Source organism: Microbacterium sp. NPDC058389 (genome assembly GCF_042722305.1).
Classification (GTDB): Bacteria; Actinomycetota; Actinomycetes; order Actinomycetales; family Microbacteriaceae; genus Microbacterium.
On the sequence record NZ_JBHXJQ010000007.1, the window covers coordinates 1 to 22,754 of the forward strand.

Here is a 22,754-nt window from a genome sequence, read left to right on the forward strand (position 1 = left end):
AAAAGACCCCCACCAACCAGAAAACTGGTCGACAGAGAAATAAATTTGGCATTTGACAAGTGCACGCTGTTGAGTTCTCAAAGATCGGACGCACCAGCCAGCAACAGACCACCGGGCCCGCTGCCCCGGCTGGGCAACTTCACTATCTTATCCCGCCCGGTCCGTCTGTCAAACCGACACGCCGTGATCCTGAGATCAACCGGCCGGCCGGCGACCGCGGTCTCCGAAGCAGGAATCCCATCCTAGACCCGGAGGCCCACTCGCTGTAAGGAGTGAAGAGGAAGGGGATCGTTCTCCGCTTGAGGGGGTAAGGCTGTGGGCCTCTCCGCTTCCCTGTGGGGCGAACTCGTAATACTTTACGTACGCGCCGGGGTCCCGTCGAATCGGCCCTGCATCCCGGGCGTGTCGCGCCTTCCGAGCGTCAATCGGAGCGGGAACGCCGCCCCCGCAGCACCTGGATCGCGACGCACAGGATCAGGGTCGCGGCACCCCAGCCGGCACACGCCGGCGGCAGGACGCGGTAGCCCAGGTGTGCCGGCGTGAACGACGTGTCGAACGGCCCCTGCAGGGCATAGCCCCAGCCCCAGGCGACGACCAGGACCACCGGCAGCGACACCCACCAGCACCAGCGCACCCAGCCCGGCAGCAACCGGGTCGGGGATGCCGCATCCGGCCGCCGCGCCAGCATGAACGTGCCGAGGATCGCGAGGCCGACGATGCTCGACCCATACTGCAGCCACTTGTACCCCGGGAGCGGACCCCACTCCTCGTCGAGGGCGGGGAGCGCGACCGCGCCCCACCGCCCCTCGTGCGTGAAGAGGTCCCACACGATGTGGCTCGCGACCCCGATCGCCAGCGACACGACCAGCAGCATCACGCTGCGGACGGTGACCCGCACCGCCGGCGCCCCGGCGAACGTCTCCCGTGCCGAGGCGGCGGCCGCGGCATCCCACTCCCCCGGCAGCCGCGCCGCCAGCCTGCCCGGCGAGAGCTCACGGGCGGCGGGGCGCAGTACGCACCGCCACACGAGGAGCAGCGCCAGCGCCGCGAGCATCGTCACGGGCAGCCACGCGAACGAGTGCGTGACCCCGTAGTGCAGCGGCAGGCCGCGGACGAACAGCGGCAGGTCCGGCGTCATGGCTCCGACCGCGATGGCGGCCGGAGCCAGCGGCGTCCGGACGAACGGCAGCGCGACGACGGCGTGGCTCGGGGTGAACGGCATCCGTCCGGGTCAGGCCACGAACACGCCGGCGAGGGTCTTCTTGCCGCGGCGCAGCACCGAGACACCTCCCGGCAGAGTCCCCGCCACGACCGCAGCATCGTCGTCGACCTTCGTGCCGTCGAGCGACACGCCGCCCTGGGCGATGGCACGACGGGCCTCGGACAGGCTCGTCACGAGTCCGGTGTCGACGAGCGCCTGCACGACGGGGGTGCCCGTCGCGACCGTCGCGTTCGGCAGCTCCTCCAGCGCCTGCCGCAGCGTCGCCGCGTCGAGCGCGGCGAGGTCGCCCTGGCCGAAGAGCGCCTCCGACGCCGCGATCACGGCGGCCGCGGCATCCGGTCCGTGCACGAACGTCGTGACCTCGACGGCCAGGCGCTTCTGCGCGGCGCGGCGGAACGGCTCGTCGGCGACGAGGCGCTCGTACTCCTCGATCTCGGCGCGCGAGAGGAACGTGAAGATCTTGAGGCGCTGGACCACGTCGGCGTCGTCGGTGTTGAGCCAGAACTGGTACATCCGGTACGGGCTGCACATGGCGGCATCCAGCCAGATCGCGTTGCCCTCGCTCTTGCCGAACTTGGTGCCGTCGCTGTTGGTGATCAGCGGCGTGCCGATCGCGTGCACCGAGACGCCCTCGACGCGGTGGATGAGATCCGTGCCGCTCGTGAGGTTGCCCCACTGGTCGCTGCCGCCCGTCTGCAGCACGCAGCCGTACTGGCGGTGCAGCTCGAGGTAGTCCATTCCCTGCAGGATCTGGTAGCTGAACTCGGTGTAGCTGATGCCCGCCTCGGAGTTGAGGCGTGCCGCGACCGCATCCTTCTTCAGCATCGTGCCGACGCGGTAGTGCTTGCCGATCTCGCGCAGGAAGTCGATCGCGCTCATCGGCGCGGTCCAGTCGAGGTTGTTGACCATGCGAGCGGCGTTCTCGCCCTCGAAGCTCAGGAAGCGCTCCACCTGCGAGCGCAGGTACCCCACCCACTCGCCCACCGTCTCCTTGGTGTTGAGCGTGCGCTCGGCCGAGGGACGGGGGTCGCCGATGAGTCCCGTGGAGCCGCCCACGAGCCCGAGCGGCTTGTGGCCGGCCAGCTGGAGCCGGCGCATCAGGATCAGCTGGACGAGGTTGCCGAGGTGGAGACTCGGTGCGGTCGGGTCGAAGCCGCAGTAATACGTGATCGCGTCTCCGGCGAGAAGGGCGCGCAGCGCCTCCTGGTCGGTGGACACATGCACCAGTTCGCGCCAGACGATCTCGTCCCATACGTTCTCGAACGTCGGGTCGTTGGCGGGAGCCAGCGCGCGCACGGACTGATCCGGTGCGCTCACGTTGGTTTCAGACACGCTGGCCAGGTTATCAGCGCCCGATCCTCATCCCGCCGCCGTGCGGCCCGTCGCACCCTGCCGCGTCGGGGGCGCGTGCCAGACTTCCACGCATGGTGCCGTTCCCCGAGGCGATCCTCGTCGCGATCCTGTCGATCTTCCTGTTCCTCGCACTGTGCGGGGCGCTCGTGCTGATCGTCGTGAGCCTGCGTCGGCCCGCCACGGTGCCCCTCGTCATCGCGGGCGCGCTGGTCACCCTCGCCCTGGTCGTCGTCGCGATCTCGCCGGTGAAGATCCCGACGCTCATGGGCCTCATGCTGGCCCTCCTCGGCATCGCGGTCGCCGTCCTCGGGGGCAACCCCGTGACGCGGCGGGTGCTCGACGCCGCGACAGGCGGCAGGGTGCGAGAGACCGATGACGGCGGCATCCTGCTCGCCGTCCCCGCCGCGGAGGACGGCGAGACCGAGATGCGCACGCTGATGCGCGGCGGCACCGTCATCGGGTACCTGGAGCGCGTTGCCGTGGTCATCTCCATCATCGCGGGCTACCCCGAGGCGATCGCGGTGGTCGTGGCCGTCAAGGGCATCGGCCGGTTCTCGGAGCTCGCCACCGCCGAGGCGCGCGAGCGCTTCATCATCGGCACCCTCGCGAGCCTGCTGTGGGCCGGGGTCGTCGGCGGCCTCGTGCGCCTCGCGATCTTCTGAGGGCCTCACGGCTGGAGCAGCCGGAACCCCTCGACGACGGCGGCGGCCCCGGATGCCGCGAGCAGCTGTGACACGGCGGACTGGGTGACGCCCTCCTGCGCCGCCAGCTCACGCTGCGTCACTCCGAAACACCGTCCGTAGGTCAGGCGCCGGGCACGCTCGGACATGACGCCGACGACCTGATCGCGCGCGAGCAGGTAGGCGTCGGCGCGACGGGCGGCATCGTGTGCGGCATCCCCCGCCTCGTCGTGGGCGACCACCCACGTGCGTGCGCTCGGCACCGTCCGCTGCTCCAGCGCGTGCACGTGATCGATCGCCGCGCGCGCGGCCCACCACGCGGGGCCGTCGGGGATGTCGCCGGACGCCGAGGCGACAAGCCCGGTCTCGCCGATGCCGAGCCCGAAGCGGCACTCGACGATGTCGGGCAGCGCGAGCTGGACGAGCAGCGTCGTCGCGAGGGCGGCGTCGAGCGTCGCGAAGACCCCCTGCAGCTCGTCGCCGACCGTGGGCCGGAGCGGGCGTTCAGCGACAGGGAGATCGCGCTCGACGCGCGCGATGGCGTCGTCGAGCGCACGCTGAGCGGCGTCGCGGTCGGGCAGGCGCCGCGATCCGACGATGTCGACCGTCACTGCGACTGGCATACGATCAGCATATCACTGATATTTCGTGAATATCAGTTCAATGCTTATCTACGCGAATCGATCAGTGTCACAGCCCCAGGGCGTGGGCGGCCGACTGCACGCGCTGGATCAGCTCCGCACGCTGCTCCGCCACCCGGACGGGCGCCGTGCCGCCCGCGCCGGTGCGGCTCGCGACCGATCCCTCGACGCTCAGCACTTCGCGCACCTCGGGCGTCAGGTGAGACGACACCGAGGCGAGCTGGGCATCGGTGACCTCGTGGAGCTCGAGACCGTTCTCTTCGCACACCCGCACCAGGTGACCCGAGATCTCGTGCGCATCGCGGAACGGCACGCCGTGCTTGACGAGCCATTCGGCGACATCGGTCGCGAGCGAGAAGCCCTGCGGCGCGAGCTCGGCCATGCGCGCGGTGTGGAACCGCATCGTCGCGACCATGCCCGCGAACGCCGGCAACAGCGTCTCGAGGGTGCGCACCGAGTCGAAGACGGGCTCCTTGTCCTCCTGCAGATCGCGGTTGTACGCGAGCGGCAGCGCCTTGAGCGTCGCCAGCAGACCCGTCAGGTTTCCGATGAGCCGGCCCGACTTGCCGCGTGCGAGCTCGGCGATGTCGGGATTCTTCTTCTGCGGCATGATGCTCGACCCGGTCGAATAGCCGTCGTCGAGGGTCACGAAGCCGAACTCGCGCGTGTTCCAGACGATGATCTCTTCGGCGAAGCGCGACACGTCGATGCCGATCATCGCCGTGATGAACGCGAACTCCGCGACGACGTCGCGCGAGGACGTGCCGTCGAGCGAGTTCTCGGCCGGACGCGCGAGACCGAGCTCGCGGGCGACGAGCTGCGGGTCGAGGCCGAGCGTCGACCCGGCGAGCGCGCCGCCGCCGTAGGGCGACACCGAGGCGCGCGCGGACCAGTCGCGCAGACGTTCGAGGTCGCGTACCAGCGGCCAGGCGTGAGCCTGCAGGTGGTGCGCGAGCAGCACCGGCTGCGCGTGCTGAAGGTGCGTGCGGCCGGGCATGACCGCGTCGGCGTTGGCCTCGGCCTGCGACACGAGGGCGTCGACCAGCCGCAGGATCTCGCGCGCGATCGTGCGCGAGTGGTCGAGCAGGTACATGCGCACGAGCGTCGCGATCTGGTCGTTGCGGCTGCGCCCGGCGCGCAGCTTGCCGCCGAGCTCGGGGCCCACGACGCCGATCAGCGCCTGCTCGAGGGCGCCGTGGACGTCCTCGTCGGATGCCGCCGGCCGCAGCGTCCCCTCAGCCACGCCGCGGGCGAGCACGTCGAGGCCGTCGTGCATCGCGCGCTCCTCGTCCGCAGTGAGGTAGCCCGCCGCGGCGAGCGCCTTGGCGTGCGCGTGCGATCCGGCGATGTCGTACAGCGCGAGGTCCCAGTCGAAATGGGTCGAGCGGCTGAGTTCCGCCAGCTCCGGGGAAGGCCCCGTCGCGAAACGGGCTCCCCACAGTGCGCCTTCGTTGGTGCCGTCGCCCTTCGATTCACTCACCCCGACAGCCTACCGACGGCGGACGTGCCCGATCGCCGGGGCTGCGCGCCGGCGTCGGCCGCTGCCAGGTGAGGGATGCCGCGGCCCGGGGCCGCGGCATCCTCTCCCGCTCCCCGTATCACCGCCACTGCATGGCACCTCCTGTGTCTCGGAGGAGGTGCATCGTGACCAGACAGCGCCGCCAGGCGGTCGTCGTCGTCCACGGCATGGGCGAGCAGCGGCCGGTGGAGACCCTCAACGCGTTCAGCGAGGTCATCTGCCGGGAGGCGGAGTTCCATTCGCGACCGGTGAAGTCCCAGGGCGACTTCGAAGGTCGGCTGCACATCGTGGAGGCCCGCAAGAAGGACCAGCCCGCGTCTCCTGCCCTGGGGTTCGACGTGCAGACCGACATCTACGAGTACCACTGGGCGCACCTCATGCAGGGCAACCGGCTGGACGACCTGTGGCCGACGTTCCGGCGCATCATGCTGCCGGCGACCACCATCCCTCAGCTCGTCGGAGCGGTCGCGCTGCTCGCGATCGTCGTCGGGGCCGCGGGGCTGCTGCTGTTCCCGCAGGACTGGATGCCGCCGGGAGCCGGTTGGGTGCTGGGCGCCCTCGCCGTCGGTGCCCTCGTGGCGTTCGGTGCGACGGAGCTGCCGCGCGTGCCCAGTGGGCTCTGGGGGCTGTGGATCGTGATCTGGATCGCCACCTTCGCGCTCGCGTGGGGGTTCGTGTCGATCCCCGGGTTCTCGACCTGGTTCGGCGTCCCGCCCTGGGCCCAGATCGCCGCCGGCAGCGTGTCGGCGCTCGTGATCGTGACGTACGCCATCAGCCGGCTGCTCCCCGGGTGGCTCGTGAAGTACCTCGTCGACGTCGTCCGCTACCTCGACACGTCGCCGCGCTCCTTCGCGGCCCGGCGCGAGATCCGCGCGGGAATCGTCGACCTGCTGCGCTCGCTGCAGGACAGCGGCGATTACGACCGCATCGTGGTCACCGGACACAGCCTCGGCTCGTACATCGCCTACGACGCGATCTCGTACCTCTGGGCGACGACGGGTCAGGGCAGAGCGTCGCTCGCACCGGAGGATCTGGACGATCTCGAGGCCGAGGCATCCGCCCTCGCCGCCGACCCGACGGGGTCGCCGGAGCCGTACCGGCGCGCCCAGCGCAAGCTATGGCTCGCGATGCGCGAGAAGGGGCATCCCTGGCTCATCTCGGACTTCGTGAGCTTCGGCAGCCCGATGAACTTCGCCGACCGGATCTACACCACGAACACCGCGGAGTTCGAGGAGCGGAAGAAGCGGCGCGAACTCCAGTCGTGCCCGCCGCAGGGCGAGCCGATCGATCCGGACGACCAGCAGTGGCCGCTGGAGTACCGGCCCGAGGCGAACGGCTACGACCAGTTCTTCTCGTACCTCACGCACGACAGGCGGCGGCGCGAGGACGGCAGCCGATACGTGTGGCACACCCGTCGTATCCACGAGGCCGCCGCGTTCGCCCCGGTGCGGTGGACGAACATGTGGTACCCGGCGCGCCTGCATTTCTTCGGCGACTGGTTCGGCGGCGGACTGCGTCGGCTCTACGGACCGGGGATCTCCGACATCCCGCTGGCCGGCGACGCGCCGAAGTCCCGCATCCCCGGATACGCGCACGGCGTGTACGTGACGACGAGGGACTACGACACCGACGGCGCCTTCGCGAAGGAGTTCCGCCGTGCGCTCGACCTGGAGTCGGGGGCATGGCTGCCGAGGCCGCCCGTCCCGCGAGAGCCCGCCCCGAGGGGCGACAGGCACGAGCCGGCGCCGACCGCGCCCGCCGCGCCGGCTCAGCCCTGACCGGATGCCGCGAACGCCGGCCGCACGACGAGCCGGGCGACGCGGTCGAAGACCCACTCCAGCGGACCACGCCCGACCAGGAGCGCCCATGCGGTCGCGAAAGCCGTCGTGCCGACCGCGAGAGGCCAGAACGGCTCGAGGCCGCGGAAGCCGGCGAGGTCGCCCGGATCCGCCAGAACGGCCGCGGCGACGATCGCCCACACCACGAGCTGCAGCGTGTAGGCCGTGAGCGGCATCGCCCCCACGGCTCGCAGCGGCAGCACCGCCCACCGCACGGCGGTGCGGCACAGCAGCAGGCACGCGCCGATGACGGCAAGGGCGAAACCGCCGGAGCCGATCACCTCGAGCAGTCCGCTGGAGTGCGCACGCGCCGTCCACACCGCGCCGCCGAGCGAGTCCTCGGCGTCCGGGGGTGCGCCGGTGGTGACGTCGGTCGCGTACGCGGCGGTCGCGAGCGCCGCGCCGGCCGCCAGCATCCACCACTGCACGCGCAGCCGCGTGATCCCGGCGCGGGCGACGCCCAGCCCGGCGACGACGAACACGATCCACGTCGTGAACGGGTAGTGCCAGCCGAGGACGAGCGCGAGATCCGCGCCGGCCGGGGTCCCCCACCACGGGAGGGCGTCGAGCACGACCTGGACGAAGGGCATCACGACCGCGAGCACCGCCGCCAGGACCAGCAGCGCAGGCGCGGACAGCGCCGTCAGCGGCACCGCGCACAGGAAGAGGATCGCGTAGGCGGGGAGGATCACGTAGACCGGCACCCCGGTGAGGATCAGCAGCACCCCCAGCAGCCAGAGCAGGCCGGCCCGCACCACGAGCCGCCGACGGGCGGTACGCATCGCCCCGCCCGCGAACGGCGTGCCACCGCCCGTGACGAGGCCGATCGAGACGCCCGCGAGCGTCGCGAACAGGATCGACGAGCGGCCCTGCACCACGGCCGTCCAGGTCGACGGATCAGTCCACGAGTAGGGGTCGGAGATCCACAGCAGGTGCGCCGCGAACATGCCGAGCACCGCGAGACCCCGGGCGAGGTCGACGCCCCCGATGCGGGCCGGGCCGTTCAGGCGGGTCCAGCGCGACGCGAGCCAGGAACCATCCGCCCCGCTCGACCCGCGCATCGGGGTGATCCGTTCTCAGCCCTGGCGCAGCAGCCAGACCAGCAGCGCCTTCTGGGCGTGGAGCCGGTTCTCGGCCTCGTCCCAGACGACGGACTGCGGACCGTCGATGACCTCGGCGTCGACCTCGTAGCCGCGGTCGGCGGGCAGGCAGTGGATGAAGATCGCGTCGTCCTTCGCGAGGCCCATGGTCTCGCCGGTGACCTTGTAGGCGCCGAGATCCCGGAGACGCTCGAGCTTCTCCTCCTCCTTGCCCATCGACACCCACGTGTCGGTGACGATGACGTCGGCGCCGGCCGCCGCCTCGAGGGGATCCGTGTACAGCGTCACCGAGCCGCCGGTCTCGGCGGCACGGCGGTCGGCGTCGGCGATCACGTCGTCGCGCGGCGCGTAGGACTCGGGCGACGCGACACGCACGTTCATGCCCGCCGTGACACCTGCCAGCACGTACGAGTGCGCCATGTTCGACTTGCCGTCGCCGAAGAAGGCGAGGGTGAGGCCCGCGAGCTCGCCCTTGTGCTCCTTGATCGTCAGCAGGTCGGCCAGCAGCTGGCACGGGTGGAAGTCGTCGCTCAGCGCGTTGACGACGGGCACGCGCGTACCGGCCGCCATCTGCTCGAGCCCTGCCTGCGCGTAGGTGCGCCACACGATCGCGGCGACCTGACGCTCGAGCACCCGTGCCGTGTCGGACGGCGTCTCCTTGCCGCCGAGCTGGCTGTTGGCCGTCGAGATGATGAGCGGCGAGCCGCCGAGATCGGCGATCCCGACCGCGAACGAGACACGCGTACGCGTCGACGACTTGTCGAAGATCACCGCGACCGTCTGCGGACCGGCGAGCGCCTTGTTGGCCCAGCGGTCCTTCTTGAGCTCGACGGCCAGGTCGAGGATCTCCGCCTGTTCGGACTGCGTGAGGTCGTCGTCGCGGAGCAGGTGGCGGGTCATGCGGGAACCTCCGTCGTGGTCTGCGGCACCAGGGCGTCCTCGACGGTGCGCAGCGCCGCCGTGAACAGGGTGATGAACTCGTCGATCTCGACGTCGCCGATCGTGAGCGCCGGCACGAGCCGGATCGTCTCGTCGTTCGGGGCGTTGATGATCAGGCCGTGCTGCTGGGCCGCAGCGACGAGCGCCTTGGCGACGGGATGCCGCAGGCCCACGCCGACGAGCAGCCCCATGCCGCGGCATCCGTCGATGAGCGGCGAGCCGATCCCGTCGATGGCCGCGCGCAGCTGCGCGCCGCGTTCGGCGGCGTTCTGCACGAGCCCCGCGCGCTCGATCTCGCCCAGGACGGCGTTCGCGACGGCCGTGCCGAGCGCGTTGCCGCCGAAAGTCGAGCCGTGCGTGCCCGGGTAGAACAGCTCGCTCGCGGTGCCGAAGGTGATCATCGCGCCGATCGGGAAGCCACCGCCGATGCCCTTGGCGACCGTGATGGCGTCGGGGGTGATGCCCTCGTGCTGGAAGGCGAACCACTCCCCCGTGCGCCCGGCACCGGTCTGGATCTCGTCGATGATGAGGAGCGCGCCGTGGCGCTCGGTGATCTCGCGCGCCGCCGCGAGGTACCCCTCGGGCAGCGGCAGCACGCCGGCCTCGCCCTTGACGGGCTCGACGAAGAGCGCCGCGACGCGGTCGTCGATCGCGGCCTCGAGGGCCTCGACCGTCGAGTCGATGAACTCGACGCCCGGCGTCATCGGGAGGAACGGCTCCTGCATGTACGGCTTGCCGGTGAGTGCCAGCGTGCCCATCGTGCGGCCGTGGAACGCGTCCTTGAGCGCCAGGATGCGCGGCCGGTCCGTGCCGCCGTGCAGGCGGGCGAGCTTGAAGGCGGCCTCGTTCGCCTCGGCGCCCGAGTTGCCGAAGTACACGCGTCCCGCGTCGCCCGTCCCGGCGAGGCGCTTGAGCGTCGAGGCCAGTGCGAGCTGCGGCGGCGTCGCGAAGTAGTTCGACACCTGCGTGAGGGTCGCCGCCTGCGTCGCCACCGCGTCCACGAACACCGGATGCGCGTGCCCGAGCGAGTCGACCGCGATGCCGGCGAGGAAGTCCAGGTAGCGCTTGCCGTCGGCGTCCCACAGGTACGCACCCTCGCCGCGCACGAACATCTGCATGCGAGCACCGAAGCTCTTCACGAGGTCGCGCGCCTCGTCGTCCTGCCACGTCATCCGAGCACCACCTCTGTTCCGATTCCCTTACTGGTGAAGATCTCCACGAGCACCGAGTGCGGCACCCGCCCGTCGATGATCGCGGCGGTCTCGACGCCGCCTTCGACGGCCTCCAGGCACGCCGTCATCTTCGGGATCATGCCCGACTCCAGCCGCGGCAGCATCGCGCGCAGCTCGGTCGCGTTCAGGTGCGACACGAGCGAGTCGCGGTTGGGCCAGTCGGCGTAGAGCCCGGCGACGTCGGTGAGGACGACGAGCTTCGCGGCGCCGAGAGCGATGGCCAGCGCGGATGCCGCGGCATCCGCGTTCACGTTGAGCGAATGCCCCGGGTGGTCGAGGTCCGGCGCGATGCTCGAGACGACCGGGATGCGCCCGGCGTCGATCTGGTCCAGCACCGGCTGCGGGTCGACCTCGACGACGTCGCCCACGCGACCGAGGTCGTGCTCGACGCCGCCGATGACGACGCCGCGACGACGGCCGCCGAACAGTCCGGCGTCCTCACCGCTCAGACCGGTCGCGACCGGGCCGTGCGCGTTGATCTTCGACACCAGCTGCGGGTTGATCTGGCCTGTCAGCACCATGCGCACCACCGAGATCGCCTCGGTGCTGGTGACGCGGTAGCCGCCCTTGAACTCGCTCGGGATGGCGAGGCGGTCGAGCATCGACGAGATCTGCGGGCCACCGCCGTGGACCACGACCGGCTTCACGCCCACGTAGCGGAGGTACGCGATGTCGGCGGCGAAGGCGTCCTGCAGCTCGTCGGACACCATGGCGTTGCCGCCGTACTTGATCACCACGATCTGGTCGCGGAAGCGCTTGAGCCACGGCAGTGACTCGATGAGGGTCACGGCCCGGGCGCTGGCCTCGCCGGGATCGGTCTCTTGAAGGTCGCTCATGAGGAGTACGCGCTGTTCTCGTGGACGTAATCGTGGGTGAGGTCGTTGGTGAGGATGGTCGCGGACGCCGCGCCCACCTTGAGGTCGATCACGAGGTCGGTCGCCCTCGGGGTGAGGTCGACCTCCTCGCGGGGCGCGTCCGGACCGCCCTGCGAGCACACCCGCACGCCGTTCATCCAGACATCGACGTCGTACGGGTCGAACGCCGCCTGCGTCGTGCCGATCGCGGCGAGCACCCGGCCCCAGTTCGGGTCGTTGCCGAAGATCGCCGCCTTGAAGAGGTTGTTGCGGGCGACCGAGCGCCCGACCTCGACCGCGTCCTCCTCCGACGCCGAGTTGATCACCTGGATCGTGATGTCGTGGCTCGCGCCCTCGGCATCGCCCTGCAGCTGCTTCGCGAGGTCCTGACTGACCTCGGCGAGCGCTGCCGCGAACGCGTCCGCGTCCGGCGTGACGCCGCTCGCGCCGCTGACCATGAGGGTCACCTGGTCGTTCGTCGACATGCAGCCGTCCGAGTCGAGGCGGTCGAACGTGCGCCCGGTGGCGTGGCGCAGGGCCGCGTCGGCCTGCTCGGCCGTGAGCACGGCGTCGGTCGTGATGACCACGAGCATGGTGGCCAGCCCGGGCGCCAGCATCCCGGCACCCTTCGCCATGCCGCCGATCGTCCAGCCGTCGCCGGTGAAGACCGAGCGCTTGGGACGCGAGTCGGTGGTCATGATGGCGAGGGATGCCGCCTCCCCGCCGTCGGCCGACAGCTCGGCGATCCCCTGCTCGGTGCCGGCGAGCACCTTGCCCCGGAAGACCTCGTCGCCGGTGCCGATGAGGCCGGTGGAGCAGACCAGCACGTCGCCGGCGCTCACGCCCAGCAGCTCGCCGGCCTTCTCGGCGGTCTGGTGGGTGGTCTGGAAGCCGAACGAGCCGGTGAAGCAGTTCGCCCCGCCGGAGTTCAGGACGATCGCCTCGACGACGCCGTCCTGGATCACCTGCTGGGACCACATGATCGGGTTCGCCTTGGCGCGGTTGCTGGTGAAGACGGCGGCGCCGACCTTGAGCGGGCCGCGGTTGACGACGACGGCGACGTCGGGCTTGCCGCTCGACTTGAGCCCGACGGCGACCCCCGCCGCTTCGAACCCCTGGGCTGCGGTGACGCTCACGGCGCGACTCCGTTCACTGTGAGCGCGGTGCCCTCGGCGAGGCCCAGCGCGATGTTCATGGACTGCACGGCCGCGCCGGCCGTGCCCTTGACGAGGTTGTCGACCGCGGTCACGACGACGACGCGATTGGCCGCGCGGTCGATCGCGAGGCCGATGAGCGCCGTATTGGCGCCGAGCACGTCGGCCGTGCGCGGGAACTGGCCCGCCGGGAGCAGCTGCACGAAGGTCTCGTCGCCGTACGCGGCTTCCCACGCGGCCCGGATCTCGGCATCGCTCACGCCGGGGACGATGGGGGCCGTCGACGTCGCGAGGATCCCCCGAGCCATCGGCACCAGCACCGGCGTGAAGGAGATGCGGATGCCCTCATCCGGGGCGGTCTCGGCGGTCCAGCCGGCGCCGCCCGCGCGGGCGGCGGCGAGCGCCTGCCGGATCTCGGGGATGTGCCGGTGCGTGCCGCCCACCGCATAGGGGTTGGCGGTGCCCAGGATCTCGCTCGCGAGGAGGTTCGGCTTGAGGCTCTTGCCGGCGCCCGAAGGACCGACGGCCAGTACCGTGACGATGTCGGAGGGATCGACGACACCGGCCGCGACGCCCGGCGCGAGGCTCAGGCTCACCGTGGACGCGTTGCACCCGGGCGCGGCGATGCGCGACGCGCCGATCAGCCGCTCGCGCTGCTTCGCCCCCGCGACAGGAAGCTCGGGCACGCCGTACACCCACGGCTCGTGGAAGTCGCCGCCGTAGAACGCGTCCCAGTCGGCGACGGACTCGAGCCGGTGGTCGGCGCCCGCGTCGATCACCAGCGGGGTGTCGCCGAGCGCATCGGTGTACTGGCCCGACTGCCCGTGCGGGAGCGCGAGGAAGACGATGTCGTGACCGGCGAGGATCTCGGGCGTCGTGTCCTGCAGCGTCAGATGCGCGAGCGAGCGCAGGTGCGGCTGGTGCTGGATGAGCGGCTGTCCCGCGTTCGAATGCGCGGTGACGGTGCGGATCTCGATATCGGGATGCGCGGCGAGGATCCGCAGGATCTCGCCGCCCGCATAGCCGGATGCGCCGCTGACGGCGACCGAATATGTCATGGATTCCACCTTAGAGTCTGGGTGCAGGGGCCGGAGACGGCGACGCCCGAACGCAGACGTCCTTGACGGACGGCGTGCGGGGTCGCCTAGAGTCGGCGCTCGCCCAGGCGTCGGCGCGCGGGAGCGACGCTCGGAGCGAGCGTCTGCGGTCCCTGGAACGCCGAAGGCATGCGCCGACGATAGCCGCTGCGCCGCCGCGGTGCCAAATCGCACACAGGCGTCGCGTCACACGACGAAGGTCTTGACACAAAGTACTTTGCGCTGCAAAGTACTTTGCATGAGCACCGACGATCCCGGAACCCGCGCCGACGCCGAGCGCATGTACGACCTGATGCAGTCGCAGCGGCGGAGCACGCAGAGTCGCCTCCTACGCGGCTACGCGGTGCTGCTCGTCGTGTGGGCCGCGGCCTGGGCGATCGGATTCGGCGCCCTGTGGTGCGGCCACGACATCGGCGGCGTCGACCTGGTGCCGACCGCCGTCGCGTGGATCATCTTCGGCGCGTGCATGGTCGTCGCCATCGTGTGGTCGATCATCACCGGCGTGAGAAGCGGCGCCGGCATCCGCGGCCGGTCGCGCTTCCAGGGCATGCTGTACGGCTGGTCGTGGACGATCTCGATGGTCGGCACGTGGCTGCTGCTCGTGGGGCTGCAGCGCGCGGGGCTGCCGGACGAACTCGCGGCACTGATCTACCCGGGCGCCTTCGCCCTCATCGTCGGCGTGCTGTACCTCGCCGGCGGCGCGCTGTGGCGCGCACCTGTGCAGTACGCGCTCGGCATCGTCATCATCGCGGTCGCCGTCGCCGCGACGTTCGTGGGCACGCCGTACAACTTCCTCGTGTACGCGATCGCCGGGCCCGTCGCGATGCTCATCGTCGCCGTGCTGCTCGTGCGCGGCCTGCTGCCCGTCGAGCCGCGACGGGAGCAGAGCCATGACTGAGCTCGACCCGGTCATCCACGCCCCGGCGCGACTGCGGATCATGACGACCCTCGACGAGGCGCTCGGCGACGGCGACGAGATCGCGTTCCCCGCCCTCCAGAAGCTGCTCGACATGACGCCGGGCAACCTCACCACGCACCTCGCGAAGCTCGAAGCGGCCGGTTACGTGGCGAGCACCAAGACCTTCACGGGTCGCCGCCCGGCGACCCTCGTGACCATCACCCCCGCCGGGCGCGCCGCCTTTCGCGCGTATCGCACCCAGCTCCTCGAACTCCTGGGAGGCACCCGATGAATCCCCTGGTGCGCACCGAGACGCTCGTCAAGCGGTTCGGAGACGTCACAGCCCTCGACGGCGTGACGCTCGAGATCCACCCCGGCGAGTGCGTGGGCCTGCTGGGTCCCAACGGCGCCGGCAAGACGACGCTGCTGACCCTCGTCGAGGGCCTCCGCACTCCGACCTCGGGCAGCGTGACCCTGTTCGGCGGGGATCCGCGGGATGCGGCATCCCGCGTCCGCCTCGGCACGACCCCGCAGACGACGGCCCTCCCCGAGGCGCTCAAGGTGCGCGAGGTGCTCGACCTGGTGGGCGCGCACTACCCCCACCCCGCCGACGTGTCGCGCATCGTGGACGAGTTCGGTCTCGGCGAGCTGCTCGGCAAGCAGTGCGGCGCGCTCTCAGGCGGGCAGCAGCGCCGCGTGGCCCTCGCGCTCGCCTTCGTCGGCGACCCGGACCTCGTGCTGCTCGACGAGCCGACCACTGGGCTCGATGTCGACGCGCGGCGGCGCCTCTGGGACGCCGTGCGCGCCCGCAACGTCGCCGGCTGCGCGGTCGTCATGACCAGCCACCACCTCGAGGAGATCGAGCAGCTCGCCCAGCGCGTCGTCGTCATCGACGAGGGGGTCGTCCGTGCCGACGACACGCTGGCCGCGATCGTGTCGGGCGTCGCCCGACGCCGGGTCACCCTCTCAGGCCTCGACGCCGCGCAGGTCGAGTCGCTCGCGCCCGACGCCGCCGTGACGACCGACCTCGACGCCGGCACCGTCACGGCAGTGCTCGCCGACTCCGACGGGTTCATCCGCCGGCTGGTGGCATCCGATCTGCCCTTCTCGGGCCTCGCCGTGCGCGGCGCCACGCTGGAAGAGGCGTTCCTCTCGCTCACGAAGGGAGCCGTGTGATGTCCGCGCTGACCCTGGCCGTCGTCCACACCAAGTACAACCTGCTCGAGACAGCGCGCGTGCCGATCGCCGTGATCGGCTCGCTCGCCTTCCCGACGCTCGCGTTCTGCCTGTTCGTGCTGCCGCAGCGGGTCGTCGTCGACGACCCCGAGTTCGCGACCGCCGCGGTCGCGTCGATGGTCGTGTTCGCCTTCATGTCGGCGAGCCTGTTCTCCATCGGCCTCGACCTCGCCGACCAGCGCGCCAAGCCGTGGGCTCCATACCTGCGGACCCTGCCCGGTGCGCCGGGCGCCCGCATCGCCGGGCTCATGGCCGCGACGCTCATCGTCGCAGCGGTCGCCATGGTGCCGCTCCTCGTGATCGGCGGTCTCTTCACCGCCGCGGCCCCGCAGCCGCTCGATCTGCTCGCCGCGATCGGGTTCGTCATCGTCACTGCGGTGCCGTCGGCCCTCATCGGCGTCATCATCGGCACGACGTGCGGCCCCAAGGCGGCCATCGCGGTCACCCAGGTCGCGATGTTCCTGCTGGCGTTCGGCGGCGGGCTGTTCCTGCCGCCCGTGATGTTCCCGGACTGGCTCGACCTGCTGTCGAAGTTCCTGCCGGTGCGGCAGGCGCGCGAGATCGTCGTGGGCGCTGCGCTCGGCACCGGGGCGCCGACCTGGGCGCTGATCGGCATCCTCGTGTGGACGATCGTGCTCGGCGTGCTCGCGGTCTGGCTGTACCGCCGCGACGAGGGCCGCCGCTACCGCTGAACCGGCTCCAGTCCGGCGAGCTCGGCGAGCAGCGCCAGCTCGTCGGACCGCGTGAGTCCCGCGCGGCGTTCCCGATCGAGCCCCCGCGCCCGTTCGTCGGCGAGCGTCCGCTCCAGGGTCTCGCCCAGCGGCCGCAGCGCTCCCCCGGCATCGCGGAACCTGTCGTTGCGGTGCGTCATGAACCCCGGCATGTCGGCCGGCAGCCACAGCGGCAGCGAGCGCGGACCGGCCCAGTACGCCACTTCGTGCCCGACAAGGAACGGATCGGATGCCGCCACCGTCGCGCCGGTGTGCCCCGCGATCTCCCGTGCGAGGCTCAGCACGTCGGCGAGAGCGGTGACCTCCCCCACGATGTTGGCCGTGCCGGACCACCGGTCCGCGCCGACGCGGACCACGAACGCGGCGACGTCGTCGACATCCACCACCTGTGCGCGGTGGCCGTCGGCCTCGGGCAGCAGCACGGGTTCGGCACCCGCGAGCGCGAACCGCGACACCCAGTAGCCGAAGCGGTCGGTCGGGTCGCCCGGGCCGACGATGAGTCCGGGCCGCACGATGGCCGCGCGATCGCCGAGCGCGGCACGCACGGTGTTCTCGGCCGTCACCTTGTCGCGCCCGTAGTCCGACTCCTCCCCCGGTGCGGTGGGAGCCAAGAGCTCTCCGGACTCGTCCTGCGCCTCCAGATCGGCGCGCGCGTACGCCGACACGCTCGACACGTACGTCCAATGCGCGGTGCACGCGGCGAGCGCGTCCACGGCGGCGGCCACATGAGCCGGGTTCGACGACACGTCGACGATCTCGTCCCAGTCGCGGTCGGCGACGCCGGCGTACGCCTCAGGGGCGTCGCGGTCCGCGACGACCAGCGTCGCGCCGTCCGGCACGGGCCGCGCACCGCGGGCCAGGCACGTGACGGAGGCACCGGCATCCACATGTCCGCGGGCGATGCGCCCGCTCAGCCAGCCTGTCCCGCCCAGGATCAGCACATCGGTCATCGCACCAGCGAATCAGATGGGCAGCCGAAAGGGCAGGCGTTCCGCCGTCGGCGGAACGCCTGCCCTCCGTCGTCTCTCAGTCGCGGATCGTCGCGCCGAAGCGCTCAGCGGCGACGGCGACGCCCGCGAGCTTCGCCTCGCTCGCCTCGGCCGCGGTGAGCGTACGGTCGTCGGCGCGGAAGCGCAGCGCGAACGTCAGGCTCTTCGCGCCTGCGGGGACGCCCTGACCGCGGTAGTCGTCGACCAGACGCACCGACTCCAGCAAGTCCCCCGCGCCATCGACGAGGGCCGCACGCACATCGGCGGCCGCGACATCGGCGCCGAGCACCAGCGAGACGTCCTGCGTGGCTGCGGGGAAGCCCGACAGCGACGCCGCGACGACCTTCTCGCCCGCGAGCGACAGCACGAGATCGAGATCCAGTTCGGCGACGATCACGCGACCCGGAAGATCGGATGCGGCGGCCACGGCCGGCAGCAGCTCGCCGACGTAGCCGACCTCCGTGCCCGCGACGCTCAGCACGCCGGTGCGCCCGGGGTGCAGCGCGGCACGCTCGCCCTGGGCGACCTCGATCGAGACGCCCGCCGCGGCGGCGATCGTGCGGACGGCGTCCAGCGCGTCGCCGAGCTCGGCGGTCACGGGCGCGACACCCGGCTGCTTCGCGACCAGGTGCCCGGTCAGCAGCACGGCGACATGCCGGTGCTGCGGCGGGATCGAGGCATCCAGCTCCGCCAGCGTGGCGGCATCCGGACGCACCGCGAGCGGCGGGACGAACGACGTGCCGTACTGCACGCCCGGCTGCGGAAGGAACACCAGGCCGGACTCGAACAGCGACAGGTCCGTGAGGCCGCGCGACGCATTGCGGTGCGCGACCTGCAGCAGGCCCGGGATCAGCGTGCGACGCAGGAACGGCGACTGCCCGTCCAGCGCGTTCGCGAGCTTGACGCTCGGCAGATGGCCACCCGACGCGGAGCCGTGCAGGTCGTTCTGCTCCTCGGTCGTGAAGCCGAACGACGGCGTCTCGACGTAGCCCGCCGCGGCGAGCGCGTTCGCGACGCGGCGACGGCCCAGCTGCAGCGCCGTGAGCCCCCGGCCCGACGGCGGCAGCGGAAGGTGCGACGGGATGCGGTCGTACCCCTCGATGCGGGCGACCTCTTCGGCCAGCGTCCACTTGTCGGTGAGGTCGGGGCGCCACGACGGCGGGATGACCTGCCAGCCGTCCTCGTCCTCGGCGCCGACGACGTCGCAGCCGATGAGACGCAGCGCGCCCTCGATCTCGCCCGGCGTGTACTCGACGCCGATGAGGCGCTGCACGAACGTGGGCGGCAGGGCGATGCCGGGGATGAAGACCTCGGCGAACAGGGCGCCCCCGAGCTCCTCGTCGCTGGTGCCGCCGGCGTACTCGACCATCAGGTCGGCCACCCGGCGCGCCGCCACGAAGGGCACGAGCGGGTCGACGCCGCGCTCGAAGCGACGCGACGCCTCGCTCGGCAGCTTGTGGCGACGGGCCGTGCGCGCGATCGACACGGTGTCGAACGTCGCAGCCTCGATGAGGACGTTGCGCGTGGTGTCGCTCATCTCGGTCGTGCCGCCGCCCATGACGCCGGCCAGGCCGATCGGACCGGACTCGTCCGTGATGAGGAGATCCTCGAGGTCGAGCGTGCGCACCTTACCGTCGAGCGTCTCGAGCTTCTCCCCCGCCGTCGCGCGGCGCACGGTGATGCCGCCCTGCAGCTTGTCGAGGTCGTAGCCGTGGATCGGCTGGCCCAGCTCGATCATGACGTAGTTCGTGATGTCGATCAGGATCCCGAGGCTGCGGATGCCCGCGAGCGACAGGCGCGCGATCATCCAGGCGGGCGTCGGCTTGGTCGGGTCGACGTCGCGCACGACGCGCGCCACGAATTCCGACGCGCCGACGCGGCCACGGATGGGCGCCTGGTCGTCGACCGCGATCGGGAAGCCGGAGCCCGGTGCGAGCTCCTCCCACGGCCGATCTGCGGGGTCGCGGAAGGCGGCCCCGGTCGAGTGCGAGTACTCGCGCGCGACGCCGCGGATCGACAGCGCGTAGCCGCGGTCGGGCGTCACGTTGATGTCGACCGCGACGTCGTCGAGGCCGAGCAGCGCGATCGCGTCCGTGCCGACGGGGGCGTCGATGCCGAGCTCGACGAGCCGCAGGATGCCGTTGTGCTCGTCGCCGAGCCCGAGCTCGCGCGCCGAGGCGATCATGCCGTCCGACACGTGGCCGTACGTCTTGCGGGCGGCGATCGGGAACGGCCCGGGCAGCACGGCGCCGGGCAGGGTCACGACGACCTTGTCGCCGACGAAGAAGTTGCGCGCACCGCACACGATGCCGTGCACGGCCTCGCCGCCGTCGGCCGCCGTCTCGCCGTCGGGCGCGACGCGCACCTGACACCAGCGGATCGTCTTGCCGTTGGACTGCGGCTCCTCGACGAACTCGAGCACTTCGCCCACGACGATCGGACCCTGCAGGTCGAAGCGGTGGACGTCCTCCTCCTCGAAGCCGACGCGCACGAGCGCCGCGAGGACGTCCTCGGGCGACGCGTCGGTCGGGACGTCGGCGTACTCACGAAGCCATGAGAGCGGGACGCGCATCAGACCACCATTCCGAACTGCTCGCTGAAGCGGACATCGCCCTCGGCCATGTCGCGCATGTCCTGGACGTCGCTGCGGAACATGAGCGTGCGCTCGATGCCCATGCCGAACGCGAAGCCCGAGTACTCCTCCGGGTCGATCCCCGCCGCACGCAGCACGTTGGGGTTGATCATCCCGCAGCCGCCCCACTCGATCCAGCGGGCCCCGCCCTTGAAGGTCGGGTGCCACAGGTCGAGCTCGGCCGACGGCTCCGTGAACGGGAAGAAGTTCGCGCGGAAGCGCGTCTTCGCCTCGGCGCCGAACAGCACCTTGGCAGCGTGGTCGAGGGTGCCCTTGAGGTGCGCCATCGTGATGCCCTTGTCGACGACGATGCCCTCGAACTGGGTGAACACGGGCAGGTGCGTCGCGTCGAACTCGTCGGTGCGGTAGACGCGGCCCGGGCACAGCACGTACAGCGGCAGGTCGCGCTCGAGCATCGAGCGCACCTGGACGGGGCTCGTGTGCGTGCGCATCACGAGGTGGCGCTCGACGGGGTCAACGAAGAACGTGTCCTGCATCTGGCGCGCCGGGTGGTCGACATCGAAGTTCAGCGCGTCGAAGTTGAACCACTCGTGCTCGAGCTCGGGTCCTTCGGCGATCTCCCACCCCATGCCCACGAAGATGTCGGCGATCTGCTCCTGGAGGAGCGAGATGGGATGCCGCGCGCCCACGCGCGCGCGGGCCGCGAGCGCGGTGATGTCCACCCTCTCGGCCTCGAGCTTCGCGGCGGTCTCGGCAGCTGCGAGCTCGTCCTCCCGCGCCGCGAACGCCTGGTTGACGCGTCCGCGGGCCTGGCCGACGAGCTTGCCGAACTCGGCCTTCTTGTCATTGGGCACGTCGCGCAGCCGCGCGTTGAGCTTCGCCAGCGGCGAGCCCTCGGCGGTGTGCGCGGACCGTGCGGCCTTCAGCGCCGCCGTGTCGGCGGCCGCCGCGACGGCTGCCAGCGCGTCGGTGACGGCGGCATCCACCGCCTCAGGCGTGATGGGGGTTTCGGGAGCGTCGGACACGAGAGACGAGTCTACCGACGGCGCGGGAGGTCACCGGCCCGGCATCGGGCCGGCGACGCCACGTCACAGCCCGCTGGCGTCGTACTTGCCGAGCCCGCGGCCCGCGGCGATCGCCTCGGTGGCCGTCGTGGGCTCGCCGCCGTCGCCGAGGTCGGTCTGCACCTTGGGCGAGCGGCGCGTGCGCTTCTCGAGCAGGTAGGCCACATACGACAGCGCCAGGCACAGTGCGACGTAGATCGAGCCGCCGATGATGGCGGACGGGATGAGCGGCGAGTTGTACAACGCCTGCGACCCGAGCAGCTTCACGACGTACAGCAGTTCGGGGTAGGTGATGATGAAGCCGAGCGCGGTGTCCTTGAGCGTCACGACCAGCTGCGACACGATCACGGGCAGCATCGCACGCACCGCCTGGGGCAGCAGCACCAGGCGCATCACGCCCGACTTGCGCAGACCGATCGCGAATCCGGCCTCGCTCTGGCCGCGTGGCAGCGATTCGACGCCCGCCCGGATCACCTCCGCCAGCACCGATCCGTTGTAGGCGATGAGCGCGATGACGACCGCCCAATAGGGCGACATCTTGATGCCGACGACCGGCAGGCCGTAATACAGCAGCATCATGAACACCAGGACGGGGATCGCTCGCAGGATCTCGACGATCCAGCCCACGGGGACCCGCAGCCACGCGTGGTCCGACATGCGGCCCAGCGCGAGGACGAACCCGAGCACGATTGCGCCCACCGCTGCGACGCCGAACGCGGCCAGGGTGTTCCAGGTCGCCTCGAGGAACAGCATCCAGATCGCGGTGTAGCTGAACAGCTCCCACTTCTCGGGGCTGAGCTGGCCGGTCTCATAGAACCGCCAGAGCACCCACCCGACGAAAACCAGTACGAGGAGGATCGTGATCGCACCGATGATGCGATTGCGGACGACAGCCCGGGGCCCGGGCACGTCGTAGAGGACGGAGCCGCTCATCGTGCGATCCTCCAGCGTCGTTCGAGAGTGCGTTGCAGCCACGCCAGCAGCAGCACGAGCACGATGAAGACCACCATGACCCAGAGCAGCACGACCAGTTGGTTCTCGCCTCGCTCGCTCAGCCACGTGCGCACCGACCCGAGGTTGAGCACCGCGAAGCCTGCGGCGACGGTGGTGTTCTTCAGCAGCGCGATGAACACGCTCATCATCGGCGGGATCACCGAGCGCGTCGCCTGCGGAAGCACCACGAGCGTCATCACCTGCCCGAAGGTGAGCCCGAGCGCACGGGCGGCCTCGGCCTGCCCCACCGGCACGGTGTTCACGCCTGACCGGATCGTCTCTGCGACATATGTCGCGGTGTAGATGCCGAGCGCGGCGGTGGCCAGCACGATGGGCGAGACGCGCTGCTGGAGCAGGATCGGCAGACAGAACGCGAAGAAGAACATCACGAGCGTGAGCGGGGTGTTGCGGATCCAGTTGACGTACACGGCGCCGACGGACCGAGCGATCGGGATCGGAGAGACCCGCATGGCGCCCACGATGAAGCCGAGCACCAGCGCGATCAGTCCGCCCCCGAAGAACAGCACCAACGTGCCGACGATCGCTTCGCCCCACAGGTCGAGGTTGTCGGTGATGACGCCCATCGCACCCCATTTCTCATTCGCGCTGTCGGTGGAGGGG

General features: G+C 71.0%; 21 protein-coding genes. 6 read left to right on the forward strand and 15 right to left on the reverse strand.

The genetic code is table 11. The annotated features are described in order from the left end of the window. Positions 1 to 421 precede the first annotated feature (421 nt). Both ACFWJ8_RS11080 and tyrS read right to left on the reverse strand, forming a co-directional pair. Positions 422 to 1,222 carry a DUF4184 family protein gene (locus ACFWJ8_RS11080; RefSeq protein ID WP_378811340.1) on the reverse strand — a complete coding sequence of 267 codons (801 nt, stop codon included), beginning with the start codon at positions 1,220 to 1,222 and terminating at the stop codon, positions 422 to 424. 9 nt (positions 1,223 to 1,231) lie between these two features. Next, positions 1,232 to 2,554: a tyrosine--tRNA ligase gene (gene tyrS / locus ACFWJ8_RS11085; protein ID WP_378811341.1), complete on the reverse strand. Its 1,323-nt coding sequence runs from the start codon at positions 2,552 to 2,554 to the stop codon at positions 1,232 to 1,234. Positions 2,555 to 2,646: 92 nt separating this feature from the next. Here tyrS and ACFWJ8_RS11090 point away from each other — a divergent pair, with 92 nt between their 5' ends. Then, positions 2,647 to 3,237, forward strand: coding sequence for a hypothetical protein (locus tag ACFWJ8_RS11090; protein ID WP_378811343.1), 591 nt, complete (start codon positions 2,647 to 2,649; stop codon positions 3,235 to 3,237). Positions 3,238 to 3,242: 5 nt separating this feature from the next. Here ACFWJ8_RS11090 and ACFWJ8_RS11095 read toward each other — a convergent pair whose 3' ends face one another. Together ACFWJ8_RS11095 and argH are read right to left on the reverse strand one after the other, a co-directional pair. Then, a complete protein-coding gene (locus tag ACFWJ8_RS11095) occupies positions 3,243 to 3,878 on the reverse strand; it encodes a SatD family protein (RefSeq protein WP_378811344.1) in 636 nt (211 codons plus the stop codon). Positions 3,879 to 3,945: 67 nt separating this feature from the next. Next, positions 3,946 to 5,376, reverse strand: coding sequence for an argininosuccinate lyase (gene argH, locus ACFWJ8_RS11100; RefSeq protein WP_378811345.1), 1,431 nt, complete (start codon positions 5,374 to 5,376; stop codon positions 3,946 to 3,948). Between the two features lie 164 nt (positions 5,377 to 5,540). On the opposite strand from argH, the gene ACFWJ8_RS11105 reads away from it, so the two are divergent. After that, entirely contained in the window at positions 5,541 to 7,193 is a 1,653-nt protein-coding gene (locus tag ACFWJ8_RS11105) for a hypothetical protein (protein WP_378811347.1), read from the forward strand. Here the strand turns inward: ACFWJ8_RS11105 and ACFWJ8_RS11110 are convergent. Genes ACFWJ8_RS11110 through argC form a run of 6 tightly spaced genes read right to left on the reverse strand, consistent with a single transcriptional unit; the run spans position 7,184 to position 13,590 of the window. After that, a complete protein-coding gene (locus tag ACFWJ8_RS11110; protein WP_378811348.1) occupies positions 7,184 to 8,314 on the reverse strand; it encodes a heparan-alpha-glucosaminide N-acetyltransferase domain-containing protein in 1,131 nt (376 codons plus the stop codon). The two genes, ACFWJ8_RS11105 and ACFWJ8_RS11110, sit on opposite strands and share 10 nt — an antisense overlap. A gap of 15 nt (positions 8,315 to 8,329) precedes the next feature. Next, positions 8,330 to 9,253 (reverse strand): ornithine carbamoyltransferase, encoded by a 924-nt coding sequence (gene argF / locus ACFWJ8_RS11115; RefSeq protein ID WP_378811350.1) that lies wholly within the window; start codon positions 9,251 to 9,253, stop codon positions 8,330 to 8,332. Continuing rightward, complete coding sequence (locus ACFWJ8_RS11120) at positions 9,250 to 10,464, reverse strand: acetylornithine transaminase (protein WP_378811352.1); 1,215 nt, start codon at positions 10,462 to 10,464, stop codon at positions 9,250 to 9,252. The genes argF and ACFWJ8_RS11120 overlap by 4 nt, the downstream gene beginning before the upstream one ends. Then, on the reverse strand, positions 10,461 to 11,360 hold the full coding sequence (argB, locus tag ACFWJ8_RS11125) for an acetylglutamate kinase (RefSeq protein ID WP_378811354.1): 900 nt from the start codon (positions 11,358 to 11,360) through the stop codon (positions 10,461 to 10,463). The genes ACFWJ8_RS11120 and argB overlap by 4 nt, the downstream gene beginning before the upstream one ends. Beyond that, entirely contained in the window at positions 11,357 to 12,514 is a 1,158-nt protein-coding gene (gene argJ / locus ACFWJ8_RS11130) for a bifunctional glutamate N-acetyltransferase/amino-acid acetyltransferase ArgJ (protein WP_378811355.1), read from the reverse strand. Before argJ ends, argB begins: the two co-directional genes overlap by 4 nt. After that, entirely contained in the window at positions 12,511 to 13,590 is a 1,080-nt protein-coding gene (gene argC / locus ACFWJ8_RS11135) for an N-acetyl-gamma-glutamyl-phosphate reductase (RefSeq protein WP_378811356.1), read from the reverse strand. Before argC ends, argJ begins: the two co-directional genes overlap by 4 nt. 277 nt (positions 13,591 to 13,867) lie before the next feature. Here argC and ACFWJ8_RS11140 point away from each other — a divergent pair, with 277 nt between their 5' ends. The 4 genes from ACFWJ8_RS11140 to ACFWJ8_RS11155 are packed head-to-tail and all read left to right on the forward strand — an operon-like array spanning position 13,868 to position 16,455. Continuing rightward, complete coding sequence (locus ACFWJ8_RS11140; RefSeq protein ID WP_378811358.1) at positions 13,868 to 14,527, forward strand: hypothetical protein; 660 nt, start codon at positions 13,868 to 13,870, stop codon at positions 14,525 to 14,527. Then, the gene (locus tag ACFWJ8_RS11145; protein WP_378811360.1) at positions 14,520 to 14,819 is read left to right on the forward strand and encodes a transcriptional regulator; all 300 of its coding nucleotides are present in this window, start codon (positions 14,520 to 14,522) and stop codon (positions 14,817 to 14,819) included. The genes ACFWJ8_RS11140 and ACFWJ8_RS11145 overlap by 8 nt, the downstream gene beginning before the upstream one ends. Beyond that, positions 14,816 to 15,703 carry an ABC transporter ATP-binding protein gene (locus ACFWJ8_RS11150; RefSeq protein WP_378811361.1) on the forward strand — a complete coding sequence of 296 codons (888 nt, stop codon included), beginning with the start codon at positions 14,816 to 14,818 and terminating at the stop codon, positions 15,701 to 15,703. The genes ACFWJ8_RS11145 and ACFWJ8_RS11150 overlap by 4 nt, the downstream gene beginning before the upstream one ends. Beyond that, on the forward strand, positions 15,703 to 16,455 hold the full coding sequence (locus ACFWJ8_RS11155; RefSeq protein WP_378811363.1) for an ABC transporter permease: 753 nt from the start codon (positions 15,703 to 15,705) through the stop codon (positions 16,453 to 16,455). Before ACFWJ8_RS11150 ends, ACFWJ8_RS11155 begins: the two co-directional genes overlap by 1 nt. Here ACFWJ8_RS11155 and ACFWJ8_RS11160 read toward each other — a convergent pair. From ACFWJ8_RS11160 to ACFWJ8_RS11180, 5 genes are all read right to left on the reverse strand, one after another. Further along, entirely contained in the window at positions 16,446 to 17,444 is a 999-nt protein-coding gene (locus tag ACFWJ8_RS11160) for an NAD-dependent epimerase/dehydratase family protein (protein WP_378811365.1), read from the reverse strand. The genes ACFWJ8_RS11155 and ACFWJ8_RS11160 overlap by 10 nt on opposite strands. Before the next feature lie 76 nt (positions 17,445 to 17,520). Beyond that, entirely contained in the window at positions 17,521 to 20,055 is a 2,535-nt protein-coding gene (gene pheT, locus ACFWJ8_RS11165) for a phenylalanine--tRNA ligase subunit beta (RefSeq protein WP_378811366.1), read from the reverse strand. After that, positions 20,055 to 21,101, reverse strand: a complete 1,047-nt coding sequence (gene pheS / locus ACFWJ8_RS11170) for a phenylalanine--tRNA ligase subunit alpha (RefSeq protein ID WP_378811368.1) — start codon at positions 21,099 to 21,101, stop codon at positions 20,055 to 20,057. The genes pheT and pheS overlap by 1 nt, the downstream gene beginning before the upstream one ends. Before the next feature lie 63 nt (positions 21,102 to 21,164). After that, complete coding sequence (locus ACFWJ8_RS11175; protein WP_378811370.1) at positions 21,165 to 22,073, reverse strand: amino acid ABC transporter permease; 909 nt, start codon at positions 22,071 to 22,073, stop codon at positions 21,165 to 21,167. Continuing rightward, a complete protein-coding gene (locus ACFWJ8_RS11180; protein WP_378811710.1) occupies positions 22,070 to 22,717 on the reverse strand; it encodes an amino acid ABC transporter permease in 648 nt (215 codons plus the stop codon). Before ACFWJ8_RS11180 ends, ACFWJ8_RS11175 begins: the two co-directional genes overlap by 4 nt. Positions 22,718 to 22,754: the final 37 nt, after the last annotated feature.

Excerpts from the sequence above, each read along its gene's own strand:
- ACFWJ8_RS11080 (WP_378811340.1), bottom strand. The coding sequence starts at position 1,222 with ATGCCGTTCACCCCGAGCCACGCCGTCGTCGCGCTGCCGTTCGTCCGG.
- ACFWJ8_RS11090 (WP_378811343.1), top strand. The coding sequence starts at position 2,647 with ATGGTGCCGTTCCCCGAGGCGATCCTCGTCGCGATCCTGTCGATCTTC.
- ACFWJ8_RS11095 (WP_378811344.1), bottom strand. The coding sequence starts at position 3,878 with ATGCCAGTCGCAGTGACGGTCGACATCGTCGGATCGCGGCGCCTGCCC.
- ACFWJ8_RS11110 (WP_378811348.1), bottom strand. The coding sequence starts at position 8,314 with ATGCGCGGGTCGAGCGGGGCGGATGGTTCCTGGCTCGCGTCGCGCTGG.
- argF (WP_378811350.1), bottom strand. The coding sequence starts at position 9,253 with ATGACCCGCCACCTGCTCCGCGACGACGACCTCACGCAGTCCGAACAG.
- ACFWJ8_RS11120 (WP_378811352.1), bottom strand. The coding sequence starts at position 10,464 with ATGACGTGGCAGGACGACGAGGCGCGCGACCTCGTGAAGAGCTTCGGT.
- argB (WP_378811354.1), bottom strand. The coding sequence starts at position 11,360 with ATGAGCGACCTTCAAGAGACCGATCCCGGCGAGGCCAGCGCCCGGGCC.
- argC (WP_378811356.1), bottom strand. The coding sequence starts at position 13,590 with ATGACATATTCGGTCGCCGTCAGCGGCGCATCCGGCTATGCGGGCGGC.
- ACFWJ8_RS11140 (WP_378811358.1), top strand. The coding sequence starts at position 13,868 with ATGAGCACCGACGATCCCGGAACCCGCGCCGACGCCGAGCGCATGTAC.
- ACFWJ8_RS11145 (WP_378811360.1), top strand. The coding sequence starts at position 14,520 with ATGACTGAGCTCGACCCGGTCATCCACGCCCCGGCGCGACTGCGGATC.
- ACFWJ8_RS11150 (WP_378811361.1), top strand. The coding sequence starts at position 14,816 with ATGAATCCCCTGGTGCGCACCGAGACGCTCGTCAAGCGGTTCGGAGAC.
- ACFWJ8_RS11155 (WP_378811363.1), top strand. The coding sequence starts at position 15,703 with ATGTCCGCGCTGACCCTGGCCGTCGTCCACACCAAGTACAACCTGCTC.
- ACFWJ8_RS11160 (WP_378811365.1), bottom strand. The coding sequence starts at position 17,444 with ATGACCGATGTGCTGATCCTGGGCGGGACAGGCTGGCTGAGCGGGCGC.
- pheT (WP_378811366.1), bottom strand. The coding sequence starts at position 20,055 with ATGCGCGTCCCGCTCTCATGGCTTCGTGAGTACGCCGACGTCCCGACC.
- ACFWJ8_RS11175 (WP_378811370.1), bottom strand. The coding sequence starts at position 22,073 with ATGAGCGGCTCCGTCCTCTACGACGTGCCCGGGCCCCGGGCTGTCGTC.
- ACFWJ8_RS11180 (WP_378811710.1), bottom strand. The coding sequence starts at position 22,717 with ATGGGCGTCATCACCGACAACCTCGACCTGTGGGGCGAAGCGATCGTC.